General features: G+C 61.9%; 22 protein-coding genes and 1 tRNA gene. 13 read left to right on the forward strand and 10 right to left on the reverse strand.

Annotated elements, in window-relative coordinates:
- Positions 1 to 3 precede the first annotated feature (3 nt).
- Both Thiosp_RS20290 and Thiosp_RS20295 read right to left on the reverse strand, forming a co-directional pair.
- A complete protein-coding gene (locus Thiosp_RS20290) occupies positions 4 to 3261 on the reverse strand; it encodes an efflux RND transporter permease subunit (RefSeq protein WP_201067435.1) in 3258 nt (1085 codons plus the stop codon).
- Positions 3254 to 4387: an efflux RND transporter periplasmic adaptor subunit gene (locus tag Thiosp_RS20295; RefSeq protein WP_201067438.1), complete on the reverse strand. Its 1134-nt coding sequence runs from the start codon at positions 4385 to 4387 to the stop codon at positions 3254 to 3256. The genes Thiosp_RS20290 and Thiosp_RS20295 overlap by 8 nt, the downstream gene beginning before the upstream one ends.
- 248 nt (positions 4388 to 4635) lie before the next feature.
- On the opposite strand from Thiosp_RS20295, the gene Thiosp_RS20300 reads away from it, so the two are divergent.
- The 7 genes from Thiosp_RS20300 to Thiosp_RS20330 all read left to right on the forward strand — a co-directional run bounded on the left by Thiosp_RS20300 (position 4636) and on the right by Thiosp_RS20330 (position 11757).
- Complete coding sequence (locus tag Thiosp_RS20300) at positions 4636 to 6546, forward strand: HD domain-containing phosphohydrolase (protein WP_201067441.1); 1911 nt, start codon at positions 4636 to 4638, stop codon at positions 6544 to 6546.
- Positions 6547 to 6713: 167 nt separating this feature from the next.
- On the forward strand, positions 6714 to 6896 hold the full coding sequence (locus Thiosp_RS20305) for a circadian clock KaiB family protein (protein ID WP_323696672.1): 183 nt from the start codon (positions 6714 to 6716) through the stop codon (positions 6894 to 6896).
- A 96-nt stretch (positions 6897 to 6992) separates the two neighbouring features.
- Positions 6993 to 9500: a PAS domain S-box protein gene (locus Thiosp_RS20310; protein ID WP_201067447.1), complete on the forward strand. Its 2508-nt coding sequence runs from the start codon at positions 6993 to 6995 to the stop codon at positions 9498 to 9500.
- 146 nt (positions 9501 to 9646) lie between these two features.
- Positions 9647 to 10078 carry a response regulator gene (locus Thiosp_RS20315; RefSeq protein ID WP_201067449.1) on the forward strand — a complete coding sequence of 144 codons (432 nt, stop codon included), beginning with the start codon at positions 9647 to 9649 and terminating at the stop codon, positions 10076 to 10078.
- Positions 10075 to 10347 carry a circadian clock KaiB family protein gene (locus tag Thiosp_RS20320; RefSeq protein ID WP_201067451.1) on the forward strand — a complete coding sequence of 91 codons (273 nt, stop codon included), beginning with the start codon at positions 10075 to 10077 and terminating at the stop codon, positions 10345 to 10347. Before Thiosp_RS20315 ends, Thiosp_RS20320 begins: the two co-directional genes overlap by 4 nt.
- 217 nt (positions 10348 to 10564) lie before the next feature.
- Positions 10565 to 11533, forward strand: coding sequence for a polyprenyl synthetase family protein (locus Thiosp_RS20325; protein WP_201067453.1), 969 nt, complete (start codon positions 10565 to 10567; stop codon positions 11531 to 11533).
- Between the two features lie 147 nt (positions 11534 to 11680).
- Positions 11681 to 11757 (forward strand) — tRNA-Pro (locus tag Thiosp_RS20330).
- A 14-nt stretch (positions 11758 to 11771) separates the two neighbouring features.
- Here the strand turns inward: Thiosp_RS20330 and Thiosp_RS24850 are convergent.
- Both Thiosp_RS24850 and Thiosp_RS24855 read right to left on the reverse strand, forming a co-directional pair.
- Positions 11772 to 12050, reverse strand: coding sequence for a tyrosine-type recombinase/integrase (locus Thiosp_RS24850; protein WP_201067459.1), 279 nt, complete (start codon positions 12048 to 12050; stop codon positions 11772 to 11774).
- A complete protein-coding gene (locus Thiosp_RS24855) occupies positions 11948 to 12235 on the reverse strand; it encodes a tyrosine-type recombinase/integrase (protein WP_407702800.1) in 288 nt (95 codons plus the stop codon). The genes Thiosp_RS24850 and Thiosp_RS24855 overlap by 103 nt, the downstream gene beginning before the upstream one ends.
- Before the next feature lie 374 nt (positions 12236 to 12609).
- Between Thiosp_RS24855 and Thiosp_RS20335 the strand changes: the two genes are divergently transcribed.
- On the forward strand, positions 12610 to 13041 hold the full coding sequence (locus Thiosp_RS20335) for an endonuclease/exonuclease/phosphatase family protein (RefSeq protein WP_201067455.1): 432 nt from the start codon (positions 12610 to 12612) through the stop codon (positions 13039 to 13041).
- A gap of 257 nt (positions 13042 to 13298) precedes the next feature.
- Here Thiosp_RS20335 and Thiosp_RS20340 read toward each other — a convergent pair whose 3' ends face one another.
- The 6 genes from Thiosp_RS20340 to Thiosp_RS20365 form a co-directional block, all read right to left on the reverse strand.
- On the reverse strand, positions 13299 to 13766 hold the full coding sequence (locus Thiosp_RS20340; protein WP_201067457.1) for a pilin: 468 nt from the start codon (positions 13764 to 13766) through the stop codon (positions 13299 to 13301).
- A 276-nt stretch (positions 13767 to 14042) separates the two neighbouring features.
- Positions 14043 to 15149, reverse strand: a complete 1107-nt coding sequence (locus Thiosp_RS20345) for an IS4 family transposase (protein WP_323696674.1) — start codon at positions 15147 to 15149, stop codon at positions 14043 to 14045.
- Positions 15149 to 16519, reverse strand: a complete 1371-nt coding sequence (locus Thiosp_RS20350; protein WP_323696602.1) for an IS4 family transposase — start codon at positions 16517 to 16519, stop codon at positions 15149 to 15151. The genes Thiosp_RS20345 and Thiosp_RS20350 overlap by 1 nt, the downstream gene beginning before the upstream one ends.
- Positions 16516 to 17397, reverse strand: coding sequence for a DUF4338 domain-containing protein (locus tag Thiosp_RS20355; RefSeq protein ID WP_323696489.1), 882 nt, complete (start codon positions 17395 to 17397; stop codon positions 16516 to 16518). Before Thiosp_RS20355 ends, Thiosp_RS20350 begins: the two co-directional genes overlap by 4 nt.
- Positions 17340 to 17783 (reverse strand): IS4/Tn5 family transposase DNA-binding protein, encoded by a 444-nt coding sequence (locus Thiosp_RS20360; RefSeq protein WP_323696675.1) that lies wholly within the window; start codon positions 17781 to 17783, stop codon positions 17340 to 17342. Before Thiosp_RS20360 ends, Thiosp_RS20355 begins: the two co-directional genes overlap by 58 nt.
- The gene (locus Thiosp_RS20365; protein WP_323696489.1) at positions 17780 to 18661 is read right to left on the reverse strand and encodes a DUF4338 domain-containing protein; all 882 of its coding nucleotides are present in this window, start codon (positions 18659 to 18661) and stop codon (positions 17780 to 17782) included. Before Thiosp_RS20365 ends, Thiosp_RS20360 begins: the two co-directional genes overlap by 4 nt.
- Before the next feature lie 194 nt (positions 18662 to 18855).
- Here Thiosp_RS20365 and Thiosp_RS20370 point away from each other — a divergent pair, with 194 nt between their 5' ends.
- The 5 genes from Thiosp_RS20370 (at position 18856) to Thiosp_RS20390 (ending at position 21944) form a co-directional block, all read left to right on the forward strand.
- The gene (locus Thiosp_RS20370) at positions 18856 to 19281 is read left to right on the forward strand and encodes a putative toxin-antitoxin system toxin component, PIN family (RefSeq protein WP_201068433.1); all 426 of its coding nucleotides are present in this window, start codon (positions 18856 to 18858) and stop codon (positions 19279 to 19281) included.
- Between the two features lie 12 nt (positions 19282 to 19293).
- A complete protein-coding gene (locus Thiosp_RS20375) occupies positions 19294 to 19542 on the forward strand; it encodes a toxin-antitoxin system HicB family antitoxin (protein ID WP_201068432.1) in 249 nt (82 codons plus the stop codon).
- A gap of 166 nt (positions 19543 to 19708) precedes the next feature.
- Positions 19709 to 20050 (forward strand): tetratricopeptide repeat protein, encoded by a 342-nt coding sequence (locus Thiosp_RS20380; protein ID WP_323696676.1) that lies wholly within the window; start codon positions 19709 to 19711, stop codon positions 20048 to 20050.
- Between the two features lie 21 nt (positions 20051 to 20071).
- Positions 20072 to 20410, forward strand: a complete 339-nt coding sequence (locus Thiosp_RS20385) for a hypothetical protein (RefSeq protein WP_201068430.1) — start codon at positions 20072 to 20074, stop codon at positions 20408 to 20410.
- A gap of 73 nt (positions 20411 to 20483) precedes the next feature.
- Positions 20484 to 21944, forward strand: a complete 1461-nt coding sequence (locus Thiosp_RS20390; RefSeq protein ID WP_201068429.1) for a TMEM43 family protein — start codon at positions 20484 to 20486, stop codon at positions 21942 to 21944.
- Positions 21945 to 21974 lie beyond the last annotated feature (30 nt).

The following is a 21974-nucleotide window of genomic DNA, read 5'->3' on the forward strand; positions in this document are numbered from 1 at the left end:
TAGTCAACCCGTCGCGGTACGAATCCACTCCACCCGCTTGCGCATCGCGCCGTAGTAGACCACCGGGATAACGACCAAGGTCAGCAGGGTGGAGACGAACAGGCCGAAGAGCAGCGATACCGCAAGCCCGGCGAAGATGGGATCGCTGAGCAGAAACATGGCGCCGGCCATGGCCGAGATGGCGGTGAGTACGATAGGTTTGGCGCGCACCACGGCTGAGTTCACTACAGCTTCCTCGAAGGCCATGCCATCGCGCACCGAGAGGTTGATGAAGTCAACCAGCAGGATGGAGTTGCGCACGATGATGCCGGCCAGGGCGATCATGCCGATCATGCTGGTAGCGGTGAACTGGGTGCCAAGCAGCGCATGTCCGGGCAGGATGCCGATGATGGTGAGCGGAATGGGTGCCATGATGATCAGTGGGACCAGGTAGCTGCGGAACTGGCCCACCACCAGGAGATAAATCAGCACCAGTCCGACGCCATAGGCGAGTCCCATGTCACGGAAGGTCTCGTAGGTGATCTGCCATTCGCCATCCCACTTGAGACTGAACTCATAAGGATTTTCCGGCGCATCGGTGTACCACTGCGTCAGCCCGAGAGAGTCGGTCAGAGCGCTGGCGATGGCGAACATGCCGTAGAGTGGGCTGTCGGCGCGACCGGCCATGTCGCCGGTCACATAGACCACCGGCAGCAGGTCCTTGTGATACACGCTTGCGCTGCGCTCGGTGTCGAGCACTGTGACAATTTCCGACAGTGGCACCAGGTGGTTGTCCTGAGAGCGCACCCGCAGCGCCAGCACCTGGTCGAGATCGGCCTTGTCGACCTCGGAATACTCGACGCGAATGGGCACCGCGTATTTCACATTGGCCCCGTGCAGGTAGCTCATGTCCTCGCCGTCGAGCACCGTGGCCAGTGCCTCGGTGATGCTGCTCTGCGCCACTCCGAGCCGTGCGGCCTTGGCGCGATCAACCACCAGCACCAGCTTGTCGGCCGGGTATTCGACCGAGTCATCGACATCGACGATGTCTGTCGTGCCCTCAAATTGCGCGCGCACCTGACGTGCGATCTCGATCTGTCCCGGGTATTCGATCCCATAGACCTCTGCCACCAGGGGCGCGAGCACCGGCGGACCAGGCGGGATCTCGACAATCTTGGCGTTGCCATCGAAGCCCCGCGCGATCTCTTGCAGGGGTTCGCGCACGGCGAGCGCGATCTCATGACTGGCGCGCTCGCGATCCTCTTTCGCGGTCAGATTGACCTGAATATCGCCTAGGTGCGCGCCCTCGCGCAGATAGTACTGGCGCACCAGACCGTTGAAGTTAATGGGCGCGGCCGTGCCGGTGTAGACCTGATAATCGGTGACCTCGGGGACGCTTTCCAGATACTCGCCCATGGCGCCAAGCACCCGCGCGGTCTGCTCCAAGCTAGTGCCCTCGGGCATATCGAGGACCACCTGAAATTCGCTCTTGTTATCAAAGGGGAGCATTTTCAGGATCACCGCCTGGCTGACCACCAGGGACAGCGACAAGCCAATGAGCACCAGAATGCCGCCGAGCAGCAGCCAGCGGTTACGCTTGCCCTTGCCGCCGAGCAGGAAGGGGCTGATCAGGCGGTTGAACAGCCGTTGTAACCGATTGTCTGGCTTTGTCTCGCTCTCATGTTCTTGATCGCTGGTGGTCAGCACGCCGGAGGTGCTAGCGAACTTGGGCGCGAGGATCTTGTAGGTCAGCCAGGGCGTGAACACAAAGGCCACCACCTGGGAAATTAACATGCCGATGGATGCATTGATGGGGATGGGGGTCATGTAGGGCCCCATCAGGCCGCTGACGAAGGCCATGGGTAGCAGGGCGGCAATCACCGTGAAGGTGGCCAGAATGGTGGGGTTGCCGACCTCATCGACCGCGCGCGGGATGGCTTCGAGCAGCTTTTTGCCACCCATGGCCAGATGGCGGTGGATGTTTTCCACCACCACGATGGCATCATCGACCAAAATGCCGATGGAAAAAATCAGCGCAAACAGCGACACCCGGTTGAGCGTGAAGCCCCAGGCCCAGGAGGCGAAGAGCGTCAGCGACAGGGTGACAATGACCGCAGCTCCGACAATCAGGCCCTCACGCCAGCCCAGCGCGAGCATCACCAGAGCGACCACTGAAAGTGTCGCAAAGATCAATTCATGGATCAGCCGACTGGCCTTGGCATCGGCGGTGTCGCCATAGTCGCGGGTGATCAGCACCTCGACGCCTTCGGGGATGAAGGTGCCCTGCAGTTGCTCGAAGCGCTCGGTGACCGCCTCGGCGATCTGCACGGCATTGGTACCCGCCTGCTTGGCCAGGGCGATGGTCACCGCCGGGGTGGTGCCGGCCAGTTCCAGATCGCGGCTCGCGGCGTCCGGCCCGGCACCGAGCCACACATAGACGTCCGGGAAGGCCGGCCCGCGCTCCACCTTGGCGACATCGCGCAGGTAGACCGGGCGTCCCTCATGCAGGCCCACCACCAGATCGGCAATCTGCTCGGGGGAGGTCAGAAAGGTGCCGGCCTGGACTTCGATCTCGCGATTGTCGGCGGTCACGGTGATGTCGTCGCGAATCAGATTATTGGCTTGAAGCGCGCGGCGCAGGTCGCTTAAGTCAATCCCAAAGCCGGTCAACGCCTGGGGATCGAGCAGCACATGCACGATCTGATCCGGCGCGCCGAGCGTGTAGATATCACGGGTTCCGGGCACGCGCTTGAGTTCCTGCTCGATGGCATGGGCGACCTGGCCGAGTTCAAAGGCGCCAATATCAGGGTTCTGTGACCACAGGGTCGCGGTCACAATGGGCACATCGTCGATTCCCTTGGGCTTGACGATGGGCGGGCCGACGCCCAGATTGGGCGGCAGCCAGTCCTCATTAGCAAACACCTTGCTGAACAGGCGCACAATGGCCTGGGTGCGGTCCTCGCCCACCTCGAACTGCACCGTGATCACCGCCATACCGGGGCGCGAGACCGAATAGACGTGCTTGATGCCTTTAATCTCCGAGAGCACCTGTTCGGCCGGCCCGGCCACCAAGTGCTCCACCTCGCTGACCGAGGCACCAGGGAAGGGGATAAACACATCGGCGAAGGTCACATTGATCTGCGGTTCTTCCTCGCGCGGAGTGACCAGGATGGCGAAGAGTCCCAGCAGCAGACCAACCAGCGCCAACAGCGGGGTGATTTCGGTATTCTGAAAGCGGGCGGCGATGCGCCCGGACAGGCCGAGTTGCTCGGTGTCAGCCATGGTCCTGGCTCCTGCCTGCAGCCCGCGCCGCTGACTGCTCCTTGAGCGCCACCCCGGCGGCGATGGGATCGAGCGCCACTTGCTCGCCCTCGGTCAGGCCCGAGAGCACCCGCAGCGACCCATTGAGCCGGCGCCCCACACGAATCAGCCGGAAGCCGATGCGCCCCTTGTCATCCACCACATAGGTACCGGTGACCTCGGAGCGATAGACCACAGCCTCGACGGGGATGGTCAGCTCGGTGTCTTCGCCAGTCACAAAGACGGTCTTCACGAACATGCCGGGAAACAGCCCCGGATGGTCTCCGGCTAGCGCCACTCGCACCTCAAAGCTGTTGGAGCCGGCCTCCGCGAAGGGGAAGACCGTGAGGGCGCCGGTCTCGACCGGCTTGCCATCGGGCGCGAAGACCCGCACCGTGCCCTGCTCGCGCACCGCCGGAATGACGCTTTGCGGCACATCGACACTGACCCGCAGCTTCTCCAGCGAGACGCCGGTCATGACCGGTTTGCCGGGGCTGACCATTTCGCCGACCTCGACAAAGCGCTCGTTGACGATCCCGGAGTAAGGCGCCTTGATCAGAGTGTAGGCAAGCTGCTCTTGGGCCTGCTCCAGCGCCGCCTGGGTGGCCTCAAGCCCGGCCTCGGCGCTTTTTAGCTCGGCAGCGGCCTTGTCCATCTCCGAGTCGGAGGCGGTTTTCTTTTGATACAACCCCTTCACACGCCTGTGCTCTTCGCGCGCCTGCTCCAGCTGGGCCACTGCGGCTTTCATCTCCGCCGCCGCCTGAGCGACCCGAGCGCGGTGCTCGGTATCGCGCAGCTGGGCGATGACGGAGCCGCGCTCGACGAAGTCATCCACGTCGTAGAATATCTCCTCGACCAGCCCCTGGGTCTGGGCGGAGACCGTGGTGCGGTTGACCGCCTCTACCACGCCGTCGAGCCGGTATTCGCGCTCAACCTCGTGGTAGCTCACAGGGGCGGTTTCCAGCTCGGCGGCCTGGGCATCCACGCTGGTTGTATCCGCGCCGGTTGTTTTTGCGCCGCTTTCATCATCGCCGGCGATCGCGACGCCGGCCAGAACGGTCAGCGTCAGCACGCCGACCCCGTGGAAAATCGTCTTGACAATTCGCATGATGGCTTGCCTGCTTAGAAAATTAGATTTTTCTAATATACGGTGATAGCCGCTCTCGTTCAAGGCGTTATCTGTTGTCACCCAAATGCGCGTCCGGCAAGGTAATCTGCTGCTCCGGTCACGTTTTCTGTAGCGAAAAGTCAGCGGCCTGGCTGGTCGATAGACTATCCTTTGATAGCTACTAGCGCGCAAAAAAGATCATCGCAAATCAACCTTCCCCTATTCCCCAGCTACAACTCCATTATCTAATGCCCCCAGCCATTGCCACATCCGGCTCAAAGCCCACCGATTCCGATCCGGGTATCTCGCGCGAGGCGCTAGTCGAGCAGCTGCACACCTGGGAGTCTATCGTCAGCCGCTCGCCCGACGCGGTCTGTATGACCGATCATCTTGGCGTGGTTGAGTATATCAATGCTGCCTTCGAGCAGGTCTTCGGCTATTCATCCCGTGAAATCCTCGGCCAATGTCTCGATGTGCTTGACCTACCCGAGCCTGATAATGCGGATTCAACGCTACTGAGCGGGCATTTCTTGCTGCCCGGGTTCGATCTTCAAGCCAGCATGCACCACACCCGCAGCGCGGGCAACTGGCAGAGCGAGGCGGTCGTGCGCCACCGTGACGGCCAAGCTGTTGCTGTGCGTGTTAGCACCCTGCTGCGCAGCTCGGAGTCCGGTCGTGCGCTCGGTCAGGTCTTTGACTTTGTCGATATCACGGAGACCAAACGCCGCGAGCGCCAGCTCGAGACACTGCGCGCCGTGGCCGAGGATCTCTCGACCCAACTGGAACTGAACGACATGGTCGAGCAGGCGCTGGATGCCGCCACCAACCTGACCGAGACGGATTTTGCCGCCATCGCCTTTCCTTCCAAAGACGGCAGCCTGCTGCGCTATCGCTGGACTACGCCGCTAAGCAACGCCGAGACGCGCGCAACGGTCAGCGCGTCCTTCGATGCCGCGACCAGCATTGCCGGCGCCGCCCTACTCAAGGGCCATGAGACCAGCCTGGCGGACTGCCCGGCGCCGAACGCGGTGAGTGATCCGCTGTGCGCGCTCGGTGCGCGCGCTGCCCTCGCCTACCCGGTGACGATTCAAGGGCGCGCCCAGGCGGCGCTTTGCGTTGCCAGCCTCGAGCACCCCCGCGAATTCACACCTGACTTGGTGCAACTGCTCGCGACCATCGCGCGCCAGATCGGAGTGGCCATCGACCGCGAACGTCTGATCGACGACGCACGCGCGTCTAACCGCCAGATCGATGAGATCATCCACCGCAATCCGGACGCCATCCTGATCACCGATGACAACGGCCGGGTGCGCTTCGCCAACCCCGCCGCGCAGACACTGCTTGCACGCAACGCAGAAGAACTCGAAGATTTCCCACTCGGCCTGACCTCACAAGGCAACAAAGGCGAGCTCGATGTGCACCGCGCCACCGGTGAGCTGGTTCCGGTCGAGTTGCACGCGATGGAAACCACCTGGGAAGGGCACCGCGCGCATGTCCTGACCCTGCGTGACCTGAGCGACCGCATCCAGGCCGAGAAAGAGAAACTCGCTAGCGCGGATCGCATTCACACGGCACTGGTTCAGACCATCGAGGCCATCTCCCGCACGGTCGAAACGCGCGACCCCTACACCGCCGGCCATCAGCGCCGGGTTGCCGTGCTAGGACGCGAGATGGCACAGGCCATGGGGCTCGAACCAGACGTGGTCGACGGCGTCTACATGGGCGGCACCATTCACGACATCGGCAAGCTTTATATCCCGTCAGAAATTCTCAACCGCCCCGGCAAGCTCAATGATGTCGAGTTCATGCTGATCAAAACCCATTGCGCGGTCGGACGTGACATCATTGGCGGGATCGACTTTCCCTGGCCGCTTGCCGAGATGGTGCATCAGCATCATGAGCGCATCGATGGCACCGGCTACCCACGCGGTCTGCGTGGCGATGAGATTTTGCTGCAGTCACGCATTCTGGCCATTGCCGACGTGGTCGATGCGATGAGCTCCAGACGCCCTTATCGCGAGGCATTGGGCCTGGATGCGGCACTCGAAGAAATCGAACGCGGCTCTGGCACTCACTACGATCCCGAAGCCGTCGCTGTCTGCATCCGCCTGTTCACGCACCAGGGCCTGCGCCTGGAGGATCTTGAAGCGGCCAACTGAGACAGAGACAGAGACAGAGACAGAGACAGACACAGGCACAGGCACAAACAAGAACCGAATCCAAGCGCGCGAGGGCCAGACCGATTTATCACCTCACCCTGATTCACTCCGGCGATTGTGACGCCACCGCTCGCGCCAGGCAGAATGTGCAAGCATTTTGCCAGCGTGTGCTGGGCGACGACTACAAACTTGAACTGGTGAACATCTTGCTGGACCCAACCAACGCGCGACAGTTGGGCATTCTGGTCACACCAACCCTGATCAAGAGCAGCCCTGCGCCAGAAACGCGCATGATTGGCGATTTTTCTGACGAAAACCGCCTCCGCCAGTGTCTCGGACTCACCAACTGATCCGTCTCGCTCACCACGCCGCGCGAAGCGCCGGACTCACCGCCGCTCAGCGCGAAGCTCGGTCCGACCCCTGCCAGCGCCATGCGCCACCTATTCATGCACCAGCCTAAGGCGCCACCACTGCCAGACGCTTCCACCGAGCCACCTGCAACCCGCGTCAATCCGCTGCGCCTGATCGCGGTCGCCAGTCTGATTCTGCTCACCCTGAGCGGCGCCACCGCCGGCTCCCGCTGGCTCATGCAGCAGGCTCGCCTAGACGCTGAGAACCGTCTTGAGCACATCAACGACAGCCTGGTCCAAGAGCTCGACACCTGGCGCCGGGCGCAGCTAGCCGGCGTTCTGGTGCTCGGCAAGCAACCACGCCAAGCGCTGTTTCCGCTGCTTGATGACTGGTCGCGGCAGGAAATCGACGGCACCAGCTGGCTGATTGACATCGGCGGCGAGTCACCGCACCTGCTGGCCAAGTCCGGGCACGCCGAGGACTTCGGCCGCGAAACAGTGCCTTTCGACGCCGATCTCGGTGATCGCCCCGAGCTCAAGGCCACCATGTTCATGCTGGAGCTGACCGACCTCGACGGCCGCCACGCGTTCGGCGTCTCGACCAGAGTCCCAGGCAGCAACTGGCTTGTTGTCACCACGGCACCGGTGGCGCAGCTGCTGGGTCCAACGCACCGTATCCTGATCATGATGGGGCTGATGATCGCCTCTGTCATAGTCACCCTCATCGCCGCAATGCGCCTACTGACATTGCACAAACGCGGCCAGCATTATCTGCGCCGCTATCACAGAGAGCGCGAAAAGCGCGAGCTGCTTGAGGCGCTCAGGGAAAGCGACAGCCAGCTTCAGGTCTTTTTCAACGACGCCTTTACCGGCATGGCGGTGGCCACCAGCGAGCTGCGCTGGCAACGCGTCAATCCCGCGCTTGCCGAGCTGATGGGCACGGACACAGAAACACTGGCCGGACAGCCGTGCGTCGAGCTGTTTTGCGCCGAGGACCGCGACACCGTTGCACAACTGCTCGAGCAACTGCGCCGCGGCGAGCGCAAGGGCGCGCAGCGTCAGGTCCGACTGGTGCATGGCGAAGGGCATCTGCTGCCGGTGCGCCTGGCACTGCACGCCATCCGCGACGGTGCGCAAGCCTTCCAGTATCTGCTGGTCCAGCTTGAGGACATGCGCGATCGCCAGGAAGCGGATCAGCTCTACGACGCGCTGCTGCACACCAGTCTCGACGGTTTCTGGATCATCAACCAAGCCGGCGAGCTACTTGAAGTCAACACCGGCTATTGCCGCATGACCGGCTACCAGCGCGAAGAACTCATCGGCCAGCCAATCACCGCGATTGAGGCCAAAGAGGACGAGCGCTTGGTCCAGGCCCGCATGGCGCGCATGATTGACGGCAACCAGGAGCACTTCGAAACAGCGCACCGACACAAGGACGGCCGACTGGTGCCGATTGAGGTCAGCACCAGCTACAGCCACCTGCTTGGCGGACGCTTCTACGCCTTCTTGCGCGACATCAGCGAGCGCAAGCGCATCCAAACCGTCCTGGACGCCGAGCGCGCGCAACTGCGCAGCCTGTTTGATGGCATCGAGTCGATCATCTACGTCGCCGATCCCGAGACCTATGAGCTGCTCTACGCCAATGCCGCCTTCACCGGATCGCTGCCGGATACGCCTATCGGCAAGCCCTGCTACCAAGTCATGCACGGGCGCACCCTCCCCTGCCCCTTCTGCACCAACCATGTGATCCGCCAGCGCAAAGGCACCCACAGCCACGTCTGGCAATTTCACCAGCAAGCGACCGGGCGCTGGTATCGCTGCGCAGACAAGCTCGTGCATTGGTCGGACGGACGCCAAGTGCGCTTTGAGATCGCCTCCGACATCACTGCGCAAAAAAACAGCGACCAGCACTCGCTGCAACTGGAAAAGCTCAGCTCGCTCGGACAGCTGACCGCCGGCCTGGCCCACGAGCTAAACAATCCGCTGATGGGTGTGATCAATGCCATCCAGTTCTGCCTGGCTGAAGATGCGAGCGATGCTGAACGCCAGGACGTGCTAAAGGATGCCGAGGAGCAAACCCGCCGCTGCATCAACATCGTGCATGAGCTGCTGGCATTTTCGCGCCAGCATAACGGTCCGGTGCATGCGTTTCGTGAGGTTGACCCCCAACCCATCATCAAGCGGGTGGTGCGTTTATTCGACTATCGTTTGAACCGGGATCAGATCCAATTCGAACTTGAGCTCGACCCGCAACTCGAGCGCCTGCGCCTGCAGCCGGAGCGCTTCGAGCAAATGGTGGTGAATCTGCTCAGCAACGCGATCGACGCGGTGGCGGAGCGTCCGCAGCGGCGCATCCAACTGCACTTTGCGCGGCGTGGCGAAGTGGCCGCGCTCGACCTCATCGACACCGGCGTCGGTTTGACCGAGACGCTGCAGCGGCGCGTCTTCGAGCCATTTTTCACCACCAAGCCGCCCGGCAAGGGCACGGGGCTCGGTCTCTCCACAAGTTGGTCGATCATTGCCGATCATGGTGGTACGCTAGAGTTCGTGAGTGCGGAAGGTCAAGGCACCCGCGTCACGGCGCGCCTACCATGCCCGCCCTAAACACACAAAAGCCCGCAACCCGGCTGACTGCCGCCTGATGCGGACCCCCTTGATGTGGACCCCCTTGATGTTAACCACTGATTAAGAACCATTGATAAGAACCACCGGCGCAAACCAGACTCATCCTGAACCGACGCAGACGACCTATGGCCAAAAAAATCCTGATCATTGACGATGACCCGGCCGTGCGTCAGGCGTTTGAGCTCGCCCTGCGGCGCACCCCTTACGTGGTGGCGACCGCCGACTGCGGGGAAGCTGGCGCCGAGCAGGCGCTGCAGGAGGACTTCGATCTCATCTACCTGGACCTGCGCATGCCCGGCATCGACGGAGTGGAAACACTCCGACGCATCCGCGCGAAAAAACCTGATCAGCTGGTCTACATCGCAACCGCTTTTCACCGCGAGTTCTTTGATGATCTCGCCGCCGCCCGCCGCGACGGCATTGTTTTTGAACTCTTGCGCAAGCCCCTGGAGCGTCAGCAGATCATCGACATCACCCGCGCGATCCTGGGCGACGATATTGACGACAGCTCGCCCAAGGCCGAGCCCAGCGCCGGCGATGCGACCGGGGCGCCATGATCAAGCTCAAGCTTTATGTCACCGGCATGACGCCCGGCAGCCGCGCGCTGATCGCGCAGCTCGAGGAACTCATCGGCACCCTTGATGACAACTTCGACCTCGAAGTGCTCGACATCTTCGAACACCCGAACGAAGCCTATGACGACCTGGTACAAATCACCCCCACCCTGGTTCGCAGCCTGCCTCCCCCTGTCACCCAGATCATCGGCGACCTCAGCAACCGCGAGCGCATCCTTGCCGGACTGGCACTGAACAGCACGGCAGCATGAGCATCCTCTCGCAAACACCACGCGCTCGGGAAGGCATCGAACACATGACAACGCCGCACACGAAAAAACCAAAAAACATTTGGAAAACCAACCTACCCGAGCAATTGCATCCGCGGGCCAACAGTCATTCATCCGCCGTCTTTGACGCGCTTGCTTGACACTGCCCGCGCCCGCACCTAGCATCCTTTCGCGTATTTACTACGACCCCACTGCTTCAATGGATCTCTCCAGTATTCGGGCTCCTGTCCGGGACGACCTCACAGCCGTCGATGGCTTAATTCTCCGACGCCTGCAATCCGATGTAGTGCTGATCAACCAGATCGGCCACTACATTGTCGGCAGCGGCGGCAAACGCCTGCGCCCCCTGCTCGTGCTGCTCGCCGCGCGCGCCTGCGGCTACACCGGCGAGCACCACATCGACATGGCCGCCATCGTCGAGTTCATTCACACCGCCACCCTGCTGCACGACGACGTCGTCGACGGCTCCGAACTGCGCCGCAATCGCGAAACCGCCAACGCCGTCTGGGGCAATGAAGCCAGCGTGTTGGTCGGAGATTTCCTCTACTCGCGCGCCTTCGAGATGATGGTCGATGTCGGTCAGATGCGTGTCATGGACGTGCTCGCTCACGCCACCAACCGCATCTCCGAGGGCGAAGTGTTGCAACTGCTCAACACCCACGACCCAGACACGACAGAAGCCCGCTACATGGAAGTCATCGAGCGCAAGACCGCCACCCTGTTTGAGGCCGGCGCCCGCCTCGGCGCCGTGCTCGCAGAAACCCCGCGCGAGACCGAAGACGCGCTGGCCGCCTACGGTCTGCATCTCGGCATCGCCTTCCAACTCGTTGACGACGCCCTCGACTACGGCTCCGACCAAGAAACCATCGGCAAAAACATCGGCGACGACCTCGCCGAGGGCAAACCCACCCTGCCCGTCATCCGCGCGATGGAAGTCGGCACCGAAGACCAACGCAACATCCTGCGCCAAGCCATCGAGACCGGCGGCCGCGACCAAATGGACCAAGTCGGCGCCACCATTGTCGCCACCGAAGCACTGGAGTATACTGTCTCGCTCGCACGGTCCCACGCGCAGTCTGCCCGAGACGCGTTAGCGATCCTGCCCGAGTCCGACAGCCGCAACTCGCTGCTCACGACGGCCGACTTCGCCGTCAGCCGCACCTACTAAGCAGCAACCGTTCGGCCCTGGCACCATGGCGACTCTGATTAGCAACAGCCCAAAACCGCATGGCCCAGGACAGAAAGACCCAAGACCGCGAGACGACCAATACCGGCACCGCCCAAACCGCAATTGCCGTGACCCAAAGACGATCATCGGGGTGTAGCTCAGCCTGGTAGAGCACTGCCTTCGGGAGGCAGGGGCCGGAGGTTCGAATCCTCTCACCCCGACCATTAAAACCAATCACTTAGCCAATCTCCTTTGTTGCGGTTTCTTGGGCGCCGTGACTAGAACGTGGCGCGAGGTCGAGCTGGGCGACTGCGGAGCGAACGCGATCAGGGGCCAGGTGAGCATATCTTTCCGTCATCGTCACAGAGCTGTGACCCAGCAGGTCGCGGATCACTGTCAGCGGGAATCCGGATGTCACCAGCCAGGCGGCGCAGGTGTGCCGGAGATCGTGGATACGGAAGTCGGAGATCCCTGCACGCCGGCAGGCGGTCGCAAGCGAGCGCTTAATGCCGCGAATTGGCGAGCCATCGGTATTGTCCGGCGATTGAGGTCAACCCTCTCCCATTCCAGGCCCAATAACTCCCCCCGCCTGCATCCGATATTCAGCGCTAGCTGAATGAAGTCGCCAAGGTGCGCAGCATTGGGCCCGCCTCGGGCTGCTGCAAGCAGCTGGTCGGCCTCGGCGTAGGACAGCCAGCGCACGCGACCCTCGGGCTCGCGCAACTTGCGCCCAAGTACCGGGCTCGGGATGTCCCACTCAAGCGCGCGCCGCGCCCAGTTCAGCGAGCTGGACAGCAACGAGAGCTCGCGGTTGACCGTGGCGGGGCTTGCCCCAGTGCCGCGCCTGTCGGCAATGTATCCAGTAACATCAGACGGGCACAGGGTATGCAGCTCCCGCCCGGTGAATTTCGCGGCGCTCGGCTCCCGACATCGCCAGCGCGGAGCTCCTCATCAATGAGAGCCCGAGCAAGGCGCCCCCTTGGCGCGGTTTTCTCCGCGCCGACCTGGCGAACGGCTGGTCGGTCTATACGGTGCACTGGAAGTCGTCGCGCGGGGAGAACTGCACGACCAAGGATTTGGACAATGCACGGCAGCGCGAGATTCAAGCGGTCGGACTGGCGGAGGATTCCGCCGCGGCAATCGCCGATGGTCGCACGGTGATCGTTGCCGGGGACTTCAACATCCAGGCGCCCGGGCGGTCGCTGCGCGTCGGTACTGATCCTGGCGAGGATTGCGCCCCGAGTGATGGGCGCTGTGAGGGGATTTGTGGAACTGGCGGGCTTGATGGCTATGACGACAGCATCGCCCTGCTGCTAGGCATGGACCCGAGCGCGCGGCTGCTGTCAGCGGAGCTGGATTCAACCTATGTGCTGCGCCATTTCCCCGGCGGGGCGATTGATCATGTGCTGGTGGCGGGGCCGGGCGAGTTTTCGGCGGCGATGGTGCCGCCGGTATCAGGTGAGCGGTGGATGGGGTCGGATCATCGGGCGGTGGTTGTGGGGCAGTAGGTTGGGGCTAGGAAACAGTTCGAGCCAGGCAATTTTTTTCACTTTTCAATCAAGGCATTGCGCGTTGCCCACGTCAAGCCGGCACGAAAAACCCCGCCCCGAGGAGTCGGGAGCGGGGTTGTCTTGGGCTGTGGGCGTCCGTGCCCGAGGGGTCAGCCGCGCCGGGTTGCGCTTAGGCTGCGCCCCGCTGGGGTGGCTTGGCAATTAAATCCAATCTGGCCCCATTTAGCTCTTAACCCTTTTAGCTCCCAATTAACTTAACGGCACGAGCCAGGAAGATATTTGACTGGAACTCCATTGGTAGCCCCTGGACCGCAAGCAAATCCACTAAGCTGAGCAGGGAAATCAGCGATTGTTGCAGGCGTTCCAACTGATGATTCAGGAACTAGATCAATAGTCATTGTATCAACTGCTGCGTCAATTCCCTGTACTGTAACAGTAACCACGCCATTCGCATCTGTTGCGATAGAGCTGACGTATTGCGTTGTCGTAGTACCTTCACCGCATCCCCAACCATTCGCACCGGGTGTATCACCAGCATTGGCCGTTTGATAAACTTCAGCTATTGTCGTTCGGCATTGACTGGTAGCAAGAATTGGTTCGGCCATTTTGGCCTTAATGATATAATCCTGATAAGCCGGCAAAGCAATCGCCGCCAAAATACCAATGATCGCCACAACGATCATCAGTTCGATCAAAGTAAAACCTTGTTGATACTTTTTCATGATCTGCTCCAGTGCAGTGAATAGAAAGACATTGACATCGCCCATCAGAGGGAGATCGGAGCGGGATGGGTTCCGCTCTCGACGACCGGAGTATCAGGATTCAGGCCAACTTTGGTGGAAAGCGGCTAATCGATTGAAAAGAAAAGGCAACTGCGCCAAAAACCCAAGCCGTCACTCGCTTGGACGGACGCGGGCGGGCAGGCTGTCACAGGGGTGAAGGTGTGACAGTCACACCCCCTGTCACACCCCTGCCACAGGGGGGTAAGGGTCATACCATTACCCATAACTATCCCTGACGCTGCGGTAAGCCTCCAGCGCCATGACAAAATCGGGGATGCGCTGCAACCCAATCCAGAGCGTCTTCGGTCCCGGGAACCCATCGGATTTGCGGTTGAGAAAGCCGCCCAGGGAGGCGACCATGCGCACCATGGTATCGAGCGAGGGCGGCTGCTCGGGTGGCGCTTGTTTCTGGGTGACCAGATAGACCGCCTTCCATTCCTCCTCGGCAAAGACCGCATCGCAAGGCAACTCCGGGCACTCGCGCCCGAGCATGGTCAGGTACAGCACCCGCCACGCGATGATCATGTACAAAGCGAGCGCCGGCTCCAGGCGCTCGCGCGTCTCGAGCTGCAGCTCCTCGATGCGGCAGCCACTTTTTAAGATCCGGAAAAAAATTTCCACTTGCCACCTGCAAAGATACCAGGAGAGCGTCTCGATGGCCTCTTGGGCGCTCTGCACCGCCAGATTGGTCAGCAACAGCCAGTTGAGTGGCTCCTCGCCGGCGGGCGGATTGACCTCGGTGGCCAGCAAAGCCGTGACCGTGACATCGGGCAAGGTGCGATCCGGGCGCCAGGGTGCCTTCAGGGTCACGCGCACCACCTTGATCTCCTGCGTGACCTGGCGTGCTTTGGCCCCCTTGGTGGCGGGACGCTCGAAGGTGATCTCGGTGAGCACCGGGGCGGCGTCCAGGGCCTCATTGAGCTTTCTGCCATCGGCCAAGCAGCGGTCGCGATGCTGCACCCGTACCAGCCAATCGGCGCTGTTCTCGGGGATGGGCGCTTCAACAAACAGGTCGTAGATGTCGCCCTCGCGATCGGCAACATAGGTCAAGCGCGTGTCGCTCAGTTCCTCGGCCAGCGCATTGACGCGCGCGTAGCCATCGACCCAGCGCACGCTTTCTTTCTCCTCCAGTGGGCGGCGCGAGTCTTTGTCCTGGCCCAGGCTACCGGGCTCGCGCACAAAAGTGTGCAAATCCAGCAGCCCCAGCGCGAGGCGCTCGGGCGTGACCGCCAAGGTGGGATGGATGTACATCCCATAGCGGCTCTCAAAGTTCAGTGGCCCAAGACCGACAATGCCTTTTTTGGTTGTATAGTCCCATACCATTACCCATAACTATCCCTGACGCTGCGGTAAGCCTCCAGCGCCATGACAAAATCGGGGATGCGCTGCAACCCAATCCAGAGCGTCTTCGGTCCCGGGAACCCATCGGATTTGCGGTTGAGAAAGCCGCCCAGGGAGGCGACCATGCGCACCATGGTATCGAGCGAGGGCGGCTGCTCGGGTGGCGCTTGTTTCTGGGTGACCAGATAGACCGCCTTCCATTCCTCCTCGGCAAAGACCGCATCGCAAGGCAACTCCGGGCACTCGCGCCCGAGCATGGTCAGGTACAGCACCCGCCACGCGATGATCATGTACAAAGCGAGCGCCGGCTCCAGGCGCTCGCGCGTCTCGAGCTGCAGCTCCTCGATGCGGCAGCCACTTTTTAAGATCCGGAAAAAAATCTCCACTTGCCACCTGCAAAGATACCAGGAGAGCGTCTCGATGGCCTCCTCGGCGCTCTGCACCGCCAGATTGGTCAGCAACAGCCAGTTGAGTGGCTCCTCGCCGGCGGGTGGATTGACCTCGGTGGCGAGCAAGGCCGTGACCGTGACATCGGGCAAGGTGCGATCCGGGCGCCAGGGTGCCTTCAGGGTCACGCGCACCACCTTGATCTCCTGCTTGACCTGGCGTGCTTTGGCCCCCTTGGTGGCGGGACGCTCGAAGGTGATCTCGGTGAGCACCGCAGCGGCGTCCAGGGCCTCATTGAGCTTTCTGCCATCGGCCAAGCAGCGGTCGCGATGCTGCACCCGTACCAGCCAATCGGCGCTGTTCTCGGGGATGGGCGCTTCAACAAACAGGTCGTAGATGTCGCCCTCGCGATCGGCAACATAGGTCAAGCGCGTGTCGCTCAGTTCCTCGGCCAGCGCATTGACGCGCGCGTAGCCATCGACCCAGCGCACGCTTTCTTTCTCCTCCAGTGGGCGGCGCGAGTCTTTGTCCTGGCCCAGGCTACCGGGCTCGCGCACAAAAGTGTGCAAATCCAGCAGCCCCAGCGCGAGGCGCTCGGGCGTGACCGCCAAGGTGGGATGGATGTACATCCCATAGCGGCTCTCAAAGTTCAGTGGCCCAAGACCGACAATGCCTTTTTTGGTTGTATAGTCCAGCTCGCTGGTATCTTGGATACACAGCACCCGCGGATGCTCGCGCAGACGTTCTTCGGTACAAGCAAAATGGGGTGCGAGGATCTGCTCGGCGGTGACCGTGGGATGATCGAAAAAGCGATAGGCGGCCCGGGTCTCATACCAACCGTTGCAAGCCCCGGGAATACTTTGTGTCGGCTTGGCGCCGAGGGTTTCAAGCACCTGTTGGGCGCGATGATTCAGGCGCTTGTCGCCCAGAGAGATGTCCTGCAGTTCAGAGGCCAGCGCGATCATGCCACCACCCCCAGGGCGGCGCGGAAGTCCGCCGCCAGCGGGTAGACATAGATCGCCTTGCGCGGCAGCGCGGCCCGATGGGTGCGGTCGCACTTGCCGCGCCCGGTGGTTTCGCCCAAGTCGTGCCAGTTGGCGGCACGGTAACAGGTCCCGGCAAAGCGTGGGGTCTCGACAAAGGTCTCCAGCAGCACCAGACGCTCGCCATAGCGGGCGGGAAAGTCGACACTGACTTGCCGCGCGGCCAAGGACAGCACCTTGGAGGCGAGGTGTTTGACCTGCACCCAGGGCAGGATGAGGAAGCGGGCGTTGTTGAGCACCCGTCCCAGGTGTGCTTGGCGCTGCGCGGGCGTCCAGCCAATCCAGCGGTCGCGGGCAGCGACTTTCCAGGCCGCCGCGCCAAAGCCGATGGCGCCGAGCAGACCGCCATCCCACTGGATCAGGTAGCGCAGCTGCGCACCAGGCAGGGGACTGTAGCCGAGGTAGTGGTAGCGCTCGATCAGGCCGTTCCATAATTGCGAGGCCCTTCGATCATCAACGCGCGCCAGGCGCAAGCCGCTGAGCGCGCGCAGCGGGACGGACACTGGGATCGGTTCGGGCCGGGACTCGGGGCGCGGGACGAAGCGCCGCCCATTGCCATTGCCGCAGGTCGGTGGCGGCAGCACAATGAGCCCGGCACGATGCAACCGCAGCAGTCCCACCCGGGCACTCATGAGCTTGGGGCGGCCTTGGATATCGGTCCACTCCAGCGCGCGGCACACCCGCCGAGCGATCTCCGCGCGCAGCGGCGGCTGCGCCAGCGCGATCTCCTGGCGAATGCGCGCTAAGTCGGTCTCGTTGAAAGGGCGCCCACATAAACGGCTTGGAATCGCTTGGTCCATGGTCTCCCGTCCCCTTGCTGAAGATGAAAGGGCATCTCAGCAGAACTCGGGAGCTGTGTCCAGCCCCGGACGACGCTGGGGCGGGGAGATATGGGTAATGGTATGGTATAGTCCAGCTCGCTGGTATCTTGGATACACAGCACCCGCGGATGCTCGCGCGGACGTTCTTCGGTACAAGCAAAATGGGGTGCGAGGATCTGCTCGGCGGTGACCGTGGGATGATCGAAAAAGCGATAGGCGGCCCGGGTCTCATACCAACCGTTGCAAGCCCCGGGAATACTTTGTGTCGGCTTGGCGCCGAGGGTTTCAAGCACCTGTTGGGCGCGATGATTCAGGCGCTTGTCGCCCAGAGAGATGTCCTGCAGTTCAGAGGCCAGCGCGATCATGCCACCACCCCCAGGGCGGCGCGGAAGTCCGCCGCCAGCGGGTAGACATAGATCGCCTTGCGCGGCAGCGCGGCCCGATGGGTGCGGTCGCACTTGCCGCGCCCGGTGGTTTCGCCCAAGTCGTGCCAGTTGGCGGCACGGTAACAGGTCCCGGCAAAGCGTGGGGTCTCGACAAAGGTCTCCAGCAGCACCAGACGCTCGCCATAGCGGGCGGGAAAGTCGACACTGACTTGCCGCGCGGCCAAGGACAGCACCTTGGAGGCGAGGTGTTTGACCTGCACCCAGGGCAGGATGAGGAAGCGGGCGTTGTTGAGCACCCGTCCCAGGTGTGCTTGGCGCTGCGCGGGCGTCCAGCCAATCCAGCGGTCGCGGGCAGCGACTTTCCAGGCCGCCGCGCCAAAGCCGATGGCGCCGAGCAGACCGCCATCCCACTGGATCAGGTAGCGCAGCTGCGCACCAGGCAGGGGACTGTAGCCGAGGTAGTGGTAGCGCTCGATCAGGCCGTTCCATAATTGCGAGGCCCTTCGATCATCAACGCGCGCCAGGCGCAAGCCGCTGAGCGCGCGCAGCGGGACGGACACTGGGATCGGTTCGGGCCGGGACTCGGGGCGCGGGACGAAGCGCCGCCCATTGCCATTGCCGCAGGTCGGTGGCGGCAGCACAATGAGCCCGGCACGATGCAACCGCAGCAGTCCCACCCGGGCACTCATGAGCTTGGGGCGGCCTTGGATATCGGTCCACTCCAGCGCGCGGCACACCCGCCGAGCGATCTCCGCGCGCAGCGGCGGCTGCGCCAGCGCGATCTCCTGGCGAATGCGCGCTAAGTCGGTCTCGTTGAAAGGGCGCCCACATAAACGGCTTGGAATCGCTTGGTCCATGGTCTCCCGTCCCCTTGCTGAAGATGAAAGGGCATCTCAGCAGAACTCGGGAGCTGTGTCCAGCCCCGGACGACGCTGGGGCGGGGAGATATGGGTAATGGTATGGGTAAGGGTGTGACATGGGGGGATCGCTGGCCCCCAAGGGCCTTGACGGTCTTGTTCTGGAACCCTGCTTTGGTTATTCTGGTATAACCATGAAGATCGTTATCGACACATCCGTCCTCGTAGCTGCCTTGCGCTCCCGTGTCGGCGCCAGCCATGCTTTGTTGCGAAGCCTGCCCGATCCACGCTTTCGCATCGCACTCTCGGTCACACTTTATACGGAATGGCAAGCGGTGCTAACGCGGCCCGAGCATATGCCGACTGACGTTACGCCGGCACAGGTGCTGGCGTTTCTGCGTTATCTGGCATCGATTGCACATCGCCAAGACATCTACTATCTGTGGCGTCCAGTGCTGCGCGACCCCAATGACGACATGGTGCTTGAATGCGCCATGGCCTCGGGTAGCCGTTTCATCGTCACGCACAATCTGAGCGACTTTCGGCGGGCCGAGTCATTCAGCATCCAGGCCGTCACACCGGCGCAGTTTCTCGACTTTCTTGAGGCGCCGATCACTTGAGGATCTATTTCCATGAGCGCACTGACCGTCCGTTTGCCCAATTCCGTCCATCAAACCATCAAAGAACTGGCGGCTCGGGATGAGATCTCCGTCAACCAGTTCATCGCCAGCGCCGCCGCCGAGAAAATGGCCGCCGTGCTGACCCTCGATTATTTGCGCACCGAGGCCGCCAAGGGCCGGCGCGAGGATTTCCTGCACCTGCTCGATCAGGTTCCAGACGCCCCGCCGCTTGCGGGGGATGAGTGGCCGGCGAGTTCATAGCCTGCTGTTGCAAGGGAATGTTTGACCATACCAAACTCGCGTGAGGAGCGAATCAATGCCTGCTATCTGTCTGAAAACAGCGGCTGCCGTGACAGGATTGACCAAGAGAACCCTGTGGCGCTAAATCGAAAACGGCAAATTAAACACAGAAATGCAAGAGAGCGAGGTGAAAACCCTGGTGGATTTCGACGGCGTGCTGCGGATCGCGCAGCTGGAACTTCCTGCGGATGACTATGCAATGATCCTGGACGCGGATGCGGGCGCGCCGGAGGCAGAATGCGAGTTTGGCCTGTGGCTGCTGGAAAATGGGCGCGAGACGCTGGCCGTGGAGTGGTTGCAACGAGCGGCGCACGCGGGCGTGGCCGATGCCATGCAATGGCTCGGCAAGCTCTATGCGCGCGGCGAGGGGGTGGAGCAAGACGAAGCCCAGGCCACTGAGTGGATCAAACAGGCCGCCGCGCATGGCCATCCGATCGCGCAGCGGCAGGTGGCGGAGCTTGGGCTTTAGCCCCAGCGCCGGGAGTTTTGGATGCAGACCATCCACTTCGATACAGCCAAGGCCATCACCGGCCTGAGTCGCTCAAGCCTGTGGCGTCGCATTCGCGAACACCCGGGCTCCACTGAAACCCTCGGCCAGACCAAGGGCCAGATGCGCACGCGCATCGACATTGACTGCGCCTTGGAATGGAACCGCTTTGCGCTCACGGACCAGGATCGCGCGCTCATCCTTGGTGCCGATGCCGGGCACGCCGGCGCTCAATATGGTTTGGGCTTGCGACTGCTCGAACTCGGCCATCCGCAGCAAGCGAGGCGGCAGCCGAAAACCGGAAACGCGCAAGCACCTCAACGACAAATGCTGCTAAAGTAAAGCCCACAGATTCAAGCTCCGGGGCAATACCCGCGCATTCTGCCCCGCTCCAAGACATTATCGGGTGCAAAGAATGGCAAGAGAGCCGAGAGACAAGTGGGGCAGTTTCGTTGTCGGGCCTATCATCGTGTTCGTTGCCCTCGGGGCGATTTGGAAGAACGAGAACCGCTTCGACTATCACCAGGCAGCCAAGAAAACCCAGGCTGTCGAGTCGGTGCAAGAACTGACCCCGGAGCAGCGCTTCTCCTATACCGGCAGCATGGATCAATCACTGGTCCTGCCAGGGGAGTATGTCGAAGCCTTCACCGGGTACCTGATGGTACGCCGCGACGCCGAGATCTACGCCTGGGACAAGGAGACGGACTCCGACGACCGCGTGACCTGGTCGCGGCGCTGGATGAGCAGCGTGGAGAGCAACTCCCGCAACAACGGCATCAGCCAGCAGCTTTCCTCGCGCACACTGACCCCCACCGAGTATCAAGTCGGCGATTTGACGATCGATGGCGCACGCATCGAATTCGTCGACAGTTCTGTCGAGATATCGCCGTTTGATTTGCGCATCACGAATCCCGTGCTCGAAGACCGGGGCGAGTACCTCTACCTGTCAAAGGGTGAAGTCGACAACATGGGCGATGAGCGAATTCGTTACACCGGCATTCGAGTGCCCACGACCGCGACCTATTTCGGCAAGGCCGAAGCGGGCCGGGGCGTGGCGGATACCTCGCAGGCCCGCACTGGGATGATCAATGCGATCATTCAGGACAGCGGTATTCTCCATCACATCGTCGCCGGCGAAAGGGAAACCGCCCTGGCCACCATGGCGGCGCACATCAGCCGACTAAAGTGGATTGTGCGAGGGGCAGCATCAGCGGTGGTGATTATCGGATTCAATATCTTCTTCAGCGCAATGCTCGGGTTCTTGTATTCCATCCCCTTGATTGGCGGCCTTGCGCGATCGGGTTCCTTCGTCCTCTCTCTGGCGCTGGGGCTCCCGCTGATAGTGGTGACCATGCTGGGTGGCTATCTGATCGCTAATCCGGCCGTCTTGCTGGCAATCGCAGCTCTGATCGGCGGTGGCACATTGGCTCTGCGCAAACGCAAGAAGAAAACCCAAAACGCGGTCTTCCAGCAACTGGAAACCCAGTACGGCCCTGAACTGCAAACCCTGGACATCAAAGAGCTGGAATTCATCGAACTGGCAAAGCTGGTTTTCTCCGACGGCAAGCTGGACCCCAAGGAGGAGGAATTCCTCCGGCGCTGGTCACGTAAGCAGGGCTGGGATGATGGCCGTTTCCTGGACATGCTGAACAAAGCAAAAACCATGAGCGACAGCGGCCCACCCAGCCGCACGGCAAGCGAAGAGCAGCTGAAAAACCTCATCCGCCTGGCACTGGCAGACGGCCACCTTTCACGCTCGGAGTTGAATAGCATTCAACACGCAGCGAAACGCCTGGGCTTTGATCGCGGACGCATTGCCCGGATAACCCAGCAGGTCCAACAGATGGCGGCCAGAGGCGCGGCCCAGCCTGCCTGACACCGCTGCAGGATAAACCCGCCGGGGAGG

This window comes from Thiorhodovibrio litoralis, assembly GCF_033954455.1.
GTDB lineage: Bacteria > Pseudomonadota > Gammaproteobacteria > Chromatiales > Chromatiaceae > Thiorhodovibrio > Thiorhodovibrio litoralis.

What these genes read in the sequence shown, in the direction of transcription:
- Thiosp_RS20295 (WP_201067438.1), bottom strand. Translation starts at nt 4,387, where the DNA reads ATGCGAATTGTCAAGACGATTTTCCACGGGGTCGGCGTGCTGACGCTG.
- Thiosp_RS20300 (WP_201067441.1), top strand. Translation starts at nt 4,636, where the DNA reads ATGCCCCCAGCCATTGCCACATCCGGCTCAAAGCCCACCGATTCCGAT.
- Thiosp_RS20365 (WP_323696489.1), bottom strand. Translation starts at nt 18,661, where the DNA reads ATGGACCAAGCGATTCCAAGCCGTTTATGTGGGCGCCCTTTCAACGAG.
- Thiosp_RS20315 (WP_201067449.1), top strand. Translation starts at nt 9,647, where the DNA reads ATGGCCAAAAAAATCCTGATCATTGACGATGACCCGGCCGTGCGTCAG.
- Thiosp_RS20310 (WP_201067447.1), top strand. Translation starts at nt 6,993, where the DNA reads ATGCACCAGCCTAAGGCGCCACCACTGCCAGACGCTTCCACCGAGCCA.
- Thiosp_RS20355 (WP_323696489.1), bottom strand. Translation starts at nt 17,397, where the DNA reads ATGGACCAAGCGATTCCAAGCCGTTTATGTGGGCGCCCTTTCAACGAG.
- Thiosp_RS20290 (WP_201067435.1), bottom strand. Translation starts at nt 3,261, where the DNA reads ATGGCTGACACCGAGCAACTCGGCCTGTCCGGGCGCATCGCCGCCCGC.
- Thiosp_RS20360 (WP_323696675.1), bottom strand. Translation starts at nt 17,783, where the DNA reads ATGATCGCGCTGGCCTCTGAACTGCAGGACATCTCTCTGGGCGACAAG.
- Thiosp_RS20390 (WP_201068429.1), top strand. Translation starts at nt 20,484, where the DNA reads ATGGCAAGAGAGCCGAGAGACAAGTGGGGCAGTTTCGTTGTCGGGCCT.
- Thiosp_RS20345 (WP_323696674.1), bottom strand. Translation starts at nt 15,149, where the DNA reads ATGGTATGGGACTATACAACCAAAAAAGGCATTGTCGGTCTTGGGCCA.
- Thiosp_RS20370 (WP_201068433.1), top strand. Translation starts at nt 18,856, where the DNA reads ATGAAGATCGTTATCGACACATCCGTCCTCGTAGCTGCCTTGCGCTCC.
- Thiosp_RS20375 (WP_201068432.1), top strand. Translation starts at nt 19,294, where the DNA reads ATGAGCGCACTGACCGTCCGTTTGCCCAATTCCGTCCATCAAACCATC.
- Thiosp_RS20340 (WP_201067457.1), bottom strand. Translation starts at nt 13,766, where the DNA reads ATGAAAAAGTATCAACAAGGTTTTACTTTGATCGAACTGATGATCGTT.
- Thiosp_RS20320 (WP_201067451.1), top strand. Translation starts at nt 10,075, where the DNA reads ATGATCAAGCTCAAGCTTTATGTCACCGGCATGACGCCCGGCAGCCGC.
- Thiosp_RS20385 (WP_201068430.1), top strand. Translation starts at nt 20,072, where the DNA reads ATGCAGACCATCCACTTCGATACAGCCAAGGCCATCACCGGCCTGAGT.
- Thiosp_RS20325 (WP_201067453.1), top strand. Translation starts at nt 10,565, where the DNA reads ATGGATCTCTCCAGTATTCGGGCTCCTGTCCGGGACGACCTCACAGCC.
- Thiosp_RS20350 (WP_323696602.1), bottom strand. Translation starts at nt 16,519, where the DNA reads ATGATCGCGCTGGCCTCTGAACTGCAGGACATCTCTCTGGGCGACAAG.